The following is a 5,159-nucleotide window of genomic DNA, read 5'->3' as shown; positions in this document are numbered from 1 at the left end:
GGCGTTTCCAGTCCCATTGAGCCGCGGTGGTTGCAGTTGTTGTGTTTGAGTTTAGTGTTAATGCGTTGCCAGCCCCTTGCGGGCGTTAGGTGTGTTGCATTCACAGTTTGGCTTTATTTTTGTTGATGCATTCTCCCTGATTATGTATAAGTCGTTTTGAAAATAACCTTTAACACCATGATTACATTAGTTTTTGCTAACCTTTAATAACATGGAGAATAAAGGTGGAAAAAAGTAACGAGAAAGTACAGTTGCTAGTAAATGCTATTCGGTTTCGTAAACCCTACACGGCTAATGATTTTCAAGTAACAGCATCTGAGCTGAAAGTGAAAAAAGAGAGTTATCACTTAAGTAAAATCAAGAGTATTGAACTGAAGCGTCTTGGCTTCAAAGATAACGTGGTTAAAGTGACAACATACGCCATTTTACTGTCAGCAGCGACTTGGGCTTTTGTACCTGAGTTTGGTTTTTTTGCGCTCCTAATTGCTCTGATTTTGGCTTTGGTTTCGATGAGAAAGTATGAGTTGAAAGTAGAGTTTAAAGGTACAGATGAAACGGGTGATTACTGGGTATCAATAGCGCGTTGTTGGACGGAAGATGAATTTCATATTCTAGATAATATTTATACTGAACTGAAAAGCAGAATCTAGCACAGAGGCTCGTCAATTTTGGCGAGCTTTTGAGTTTATGGTCCCGCACCTAACAAACGCCTCAAGAGGGACTGTCAACGCGCGGCGTTTCCAGTCCCATTGAGCCGCGGTGGTTGCAGTTGTTGTGTTTGAGTTTAGTTGTTATGCGTTGCCAGCCCCTTAGGCGGGCGTTATGCTTAATCCATAAAAATCAGCAGGTTGTGAATGTCGATTCCTTTGGGATTTCGTTCAGGTTTTGTCGGCAATTCAATATTGTTTGTCGCTGCCTAATGAAGCTGCAATGTGTCTGGCGCTGTAAATTCTGAGTTGTTGCTTCACTAGGTTTTTGAGTCTGCGCGAGGTTAGTCTTGTTGGCTCAAGTCGCTTTGAGCAGTCTGGTGCCTTTACTTACAGGCTTAAAGTCTGTCGGCAATTGAATATTGTTTTGCGCTGCCTAATGAAACAGCAATGTGTCTGTCGCTGTAAATTTCAGTGTTATTGCCTCATTGAGTTGTCGCGCCCATGCGTGGCGAGTGAGTTTGTCGGAGAGGGTTTCCACATTGGCCTAGTTGCTAAATGAAAGCCTGCATTGGTCAGTTCATAGGTGAAATTTTAGCCAGTTCTAATTCAAGGAAACTCGGAATTTGGCCAATGATTTCATTGGGTTACTCTTGATTTGGTTCAAATGTAAAGTGTTGAAGCTTAAGCATAACAAACGCCTCAAGAGGGACTGTCAACGCGTAGCGTTTCCAGTCCCATTGAGCCGCGGTGGTTACGGTTGTTGTGTTTGAGTTTGGTGTTATGCGTTGTCAGCCCCTTAGGCGGGCGTTATGTTTATCGGAGAAGTTCATGGTCAATTGGCCTTGTATTCTGAAATTAGATGGTGACGATGAGCTTGTTTATTTGGGCTCAGAGGCTGATTTGAATTGCGAATGTGTGGATCTGATCGTTAGTCCGAGCGATCGAGTCATTGATTCTGAAGGTTTTGTCTATTCAATAGTTTCAAATGATTCAGCAGTTAGCTTGATTGGAAATTCAACCCAGATTTCAGCAGAGGAAGCGTCTAGATTGATTCAACGTCATGAGTTTTGTTTAGCGGAAGTCTGTTTGGCGAAAATTCAGTTTGAAACAGTCGCTGAAGCATTTAACTGTTTGAAATCTTAGGCTAAATAAACATAACAAACGCCTCAAGAGGGACTGTCAACGCGCGGCGTTTCCAGTCCCATTGAGCCGCGGTGGTTTCGGTTGTTGTGTTTGAGTTTCGTGTAATGCGTTGTCAGCCCCTTAGGCGGGCGTTATAGCTTATCTCACATTTCAACCTAGACATTGCTCAATCGATGCCTCAGAGTAAATTCCGACTTTGCTCAACAAAAGGAACAAGTATGTTTAGTCACATCATGATCGGCTCAAATGATATTGAAAAGTCAAAGGTTTTCTATGATGCCATATTGTCGGTGTTAGGTTATCCGGCGGGTGTTATTGACGCTAAAGGCCGCTGTCTCTACATAAACCAAGACGGTGTGCTTGGTATTACTAAACCAGTAAATGGTGAACCTGCGACGCATGGTAATGGGATGACAATTGGCTTCAAAGTTAGTAGCCCAGAGTTAGTAGAAGCATGGCATGCAGCCGGTTTAGCAAATGGTGGAGTTGCTTGTGAAGATCCTCCGGGTATCAGAACGAGTGGACAAAGAAAAATGTATTTAGCTTATTTACGAGATCCTGCAGGCAATAAGCTATGTGCAACACATCATATGTCCACGGGCAACTAAAAGCACCGCTATAACAAACGCCTCAAAGGGACTGCCAACGCGTGGCGTTTCCAGTCCCATTGAGCCGCGGTGGTTATGGTTGTTGTGTTTGAGTTTAGTGATAATGCGTTGCCAGCCCCTTAGGCGGGCGTTAGATTTTTCGGGAAAGTAAGGATGTACAAATATATTTCGAATGAGTTGCCACAGTTTTTTGAGAATGGAATGTTAAGGTTTACTCAGCCTGGACAGTTCAATGATCCATTCGAGCTTTTACCCCGCTATGTCGACTTTATGGGAGAAAATACCAAACAATATATCCTCGACAATATTGAAGTTTTGGTAAAGGAAATTCCCCAAAATGAACCTTGGTATATAAAATTAATCCCGATGTCTATAAAGGTATTTGCGATTAGGCTTCTTCTGACTAGTAACCATAAACGCGTGAAAAAAGTAACAGATGAAATTGATGCTTTTGGTCTAAGTGTCGCGAATGGACAATATCGAGATATAATTGACCAATCTTATGGAATACTTTGTTTATCAGCAAAAGAAGATAGTCTTTTGATGTGGTCACACTATGGAAATAGCCATAAAGGGTATGTGATAGAATTCGATACCTCGCACAAATTTTTCAATCAAGTTATTCCCAATAAGAAAACTGGTGGTGTGCTTGACTATGCAGGTACTCCATTAAAAGTCACATATACAAAGCGTAGGAAAACAATATTATTTTGGCAAAAGGCGATGTCTGAGGTCTTTCTAACGAAAGGAAGTGATTGGGAATACGAACAAGAGTATCGAATGGAGCTACCTCTTGAGACTTCAACTGAAGTAGTAAATGGAAACATACATTTATTTCACATCCCATTCGATGCTGTCAAAAGCATAATATTCGGCGCAAAATGTGAGGATGAGTTTATTCAGAACAGTATTGCAAAAATCCACCATTGGGATTCCAAACATATAGATTTTCAACTGTTTCAGTTCAACTTGTCTGATAATGATTTTGAGTTAGTGCGAAAGAAAATCTAACAAACGCCTCAAGAGGGACTGTCAACGCGTGGCGTTTCCAGTCCCATTGAACCGCGGTGGTTTCGGTTGTTGTGTTTGAGTTTAGTGGTATGCGTTGCCAGCCCCTTAGGCGGGCGTTAGCTTCTTAAAGCGAAAATTATCAAAATCTGGGTTTAATTACTTTGAAAACTCAGCTTTTAGCATTCAAGTTTCACAACTTGGCTTTCGAGTTTTTCTGATGCCGATTTGGTAGAAAGTGTTGAAAGTTCAGCAGGTTCAAAGCCGCTGAAAACCCACAAGCCTCGATGCTTCAAGGTTGTTGGATGTTCCACACGGCAAGTTTGGTTTCACAAAAGGCTGCATCATCGCTGTGATCTTGCTTTCTTTGTCGCGGACTCTTAACCGTGGCCAACTTAACCTTGAGCGTTTTGAGTTTTGGCAGCCAACTTCACAGCTTTTGGCGTTGGACGTGTGTTTGAGAGATGCTTTTGCATAAAATGCATTTCAAGCAAAAGTGTTAGAAAGCCATTGTTAAACAATAGGCTACGAAGCTAACAAACGCCTCAAAGGGACTGCCAACGCGTGGCGTTTCCAGTCCCAATGAGCTGCGGTGGTTACGGCTGTTGTGTTTGAGTTTGGTCGTTATGCGTTGTCAGCCCCTTAGGCGGGCGTTATGCAGTTATTTGAGCATGGATGAAAAAGTGATTATTAGAAAAGTAACAGTCGAAGATGCAGAGTCAGTATTGTCATTAATGTACCAATTAGATCGAGAGTCTAAATTTATGCTGCTTGAACCAGAAGAAAGGACAACCACACTGGAGCAGCAAATCCAAATTATTCACTCATTCAATGATTCATCTAATAAGGTGATGTATTTACTGACCAATGATGAAAAGGCTTTTGGTTTCATTGTCGGTGTAGGTAATACAGCCAATCGCAATAAACACTGCATGTCTTTGGTCATTGGCCTTCTCCAAGCTGTTAAAGGCCAAGGATTTGGAAAAGAATTAGTAAACAAGCTTGAAGGCTGGGCGATTTCTCATGGATATAGCCGGCTAGAGTTGACCGTAATGCAGCACAATGAGAGAGCTAAAAGGCTCTATGAGTCATGTGGTTTTGAAGTTGAGGGTTTAAAGCGCCATTCTCTGGTTGTCGATGGTGAGTATGTTAATGAGCTGTATATGTCTAAGCTATTAACCGCATAACAAACGCCTCAAGAGGGACTGTCAACGCGTAGCGTTTCCAGTCCCATTGAGCCGGGGTGGTTAAAGTTGTTGCGTTTGAGTTTAGTGTTATGCGTTGCCAGCCCCTTAGGCGGGCGTTAGCTTCTTAAAGCAAAAATCATCAAAATCTGGGTTTAATTGTCCTAAAAATTCAGATTTTAGCGTTCAAATTGCACAATTTGGCTTTTGAGCTTTTCTTGATGCTGATTTGGTCGAACGTGTTGAAAGTTCAGTGGGTGCAAAGTCGCTGAAAACTAGTAAGCCTCGATGCTTCAACGTTGTTGGATGTTCCGCTCGGAAAGTTTGATTTCACAAAATGCTGCATCATCGCTGTGATCTTGCTTTCTTTGTCGCGGACTCTTAACCGTGGCCAACTTAACCTTGATCGTTTTAAGTTTTGGTAGCCAACGTCACAGCTTTTGGCGTTGGACGTGTGCTTGCTTGATTCTTTTGCGTAAAATGCCTTTCAAACAAATGTGTTAAAAGCCATTGTTAAACAATAGGCTACGAAGCTAACAAACGCCTCAAGAGGGACTGTCAACGCG

The 5,159-nt window shown here is 42.2% G+C and carries 9 protein-coding genes; all 9 read left to right on the top strand.

The features are described 5' to 3' along the window. The first annotated feature begins 224 nt into the window (after nucleotides 1-224). The 9 genes from T411_RS0115455 (at nucleotide 225) to T411_RS1000000121410 (ending at nucleotide 5,097) form a co-directional block, all read left to right on the top strand. Nucleotides 225-650: a hypothetical protein gene (locus T411_RS0115455; RefSeq protein WP_000415748.1), complete on the top strand. Its 426-nt coding sequence runs from the start codon at nucleotides 225-227 to the stop codon at nucleotides 648-650. Nucleotides 651-975: 325 nt separating this feature from the next. After that, entirely contained in the window at nucleotides 976-1,209 is a 234-nt protein-coding gene (locus tag T411_RS1000000120555) for a DUF3709 domain-containing protein (RefSeq protein ID WP_001999499.1), read from the top strand. Between the two features lie 269 nt (nucleotides 1,210-1,478). Then, nucleotides 1,479-1,793, top strand: a complete 315-nt coding sequence (locus T411_RS01000000119680; protein WP_000248695.1) for a DUF4144 domain-containing protein — start codon at nucleotides 1,479-1,481, stop codon at nucleotides 1,791-1,793. A gap of 218 nt (nucleotides 1,794-2,011) precedes the next feature. Continuing rightward, a complete protein-coding gene (locus T411_RS0115445; RefSeq protein ID WP_000491261.1) occupies nucleotides 2,012-2,401 on the top strand; it encodes a VOC family protein in 390 nt (129 codons plus the stop codon). 153 nt (nucleotides 2,402-2,554) lie between these two features. Next, complete coding sequence (locus T411_RS0115440) at nucleotides 2,555-3,412, top strand: DUF2971 domain-containing protein (protein WP_000280037.1); 858 nt, start codon at nucleotides 2,555-2,557, stop codon at nucleotides 3,410-3,412. 295 nt (nucleotides 3,413-3,707) lie between these two features. Beyond that, nucleotides 3,708-3,887, top strand: coding sequence for a DUF645 family protein (locus T411_RS0115430; RefSeq protein ID WP_001889238.1), 180 nt, complete (start codon nucleotides 3,708-3,710; stop codon nucleotides 3,885-3,887). 193 nt (nucleotides 3,888-4,080) lie between these two features. Then, nucleotides 4,081-4,596: a GNAT family N-acetyltransferase gene (locus tag T411_RS0115425; RefSeq protein WP_000343784.1), complete on the top strand. Its 516-nt coding sequence runs from the start codon at nucleotides 4,081-4,083 to the stop codon at nucleotides 4,594-4,596. Between the two features lie 296 nt (nucleotides 4,597-4,892). Continuing rightward, a complete protein-coding gene (locus tag T411_RS1000000121240) occupies nucleotides 4,893-5,018 on the top strand; it encodes a DUF645 family protein (RefSeq protein WP_001944767.1) in 126 nt (41 codons plus the stop codon). Next, complete coding sequence (locus tag T411_RS1000000121410; RefSeq protein ID WP_001889170.1) at nucleotides 4,981-5,097, top strand: hypothetical protein; 117 nt, start codon at nucleotides 4,981-4,983, stop codon at nucleotides 5,095-5,097. The genes T411_RS1000000121240 and T411_RS1000000121410 overlap by 38 nt, the downstream gene beginning before the upstream one ends. Nucleotides 5,098-5,159 lie beyond the last annotated feature (62 nt).

Source organism: Vibrio cholerae ATCC 14035 (assembly GCF_000621645.1).
In the GTDB taxonomy this organism is placed as follows: domain Bacteria; phylum Pseudomonadota; class Gammaproteobacteria; order Enterobacterales; family Vibrionaceae; genus Vibrio; species Vibrio cholerae.
This window is presented reverse-complemented; position numbering and strand designations above follow the sequence as displayed.

Excerpts from the sequence above, each read along its gene's own strand:
- T411_RS01000000119680 (WP_000248695.1), top strand. The coding sequence starts at position 1,479 with ATGGTCAATTGGCCTTGTATTCTGAAATTAGATGGTGACGATGAGCTT.
- T411_RS0115445 (WP_000491261.1), top strand. The coding sequence starts at position 2,012 with ATGTTTAGTCACATCATGATCGGCTCAAATGATATTGAAAAGTCAAAG.
- T411_RS0115440 (WP_000280037.1), top strand. The coding sequence starts at position 2,555 with ATGTACAAATATATTTCGAATGAGTTGCCACAGTTTTTTGAGAATGGA.
- T411_RS0115425 (WP_000343784.1), top strand. The coding sequence starts at position 4,081 with ATGGATGAAAAAGTGATTATTAGAAAAGTAACAGTCGAAGATGCAGAG.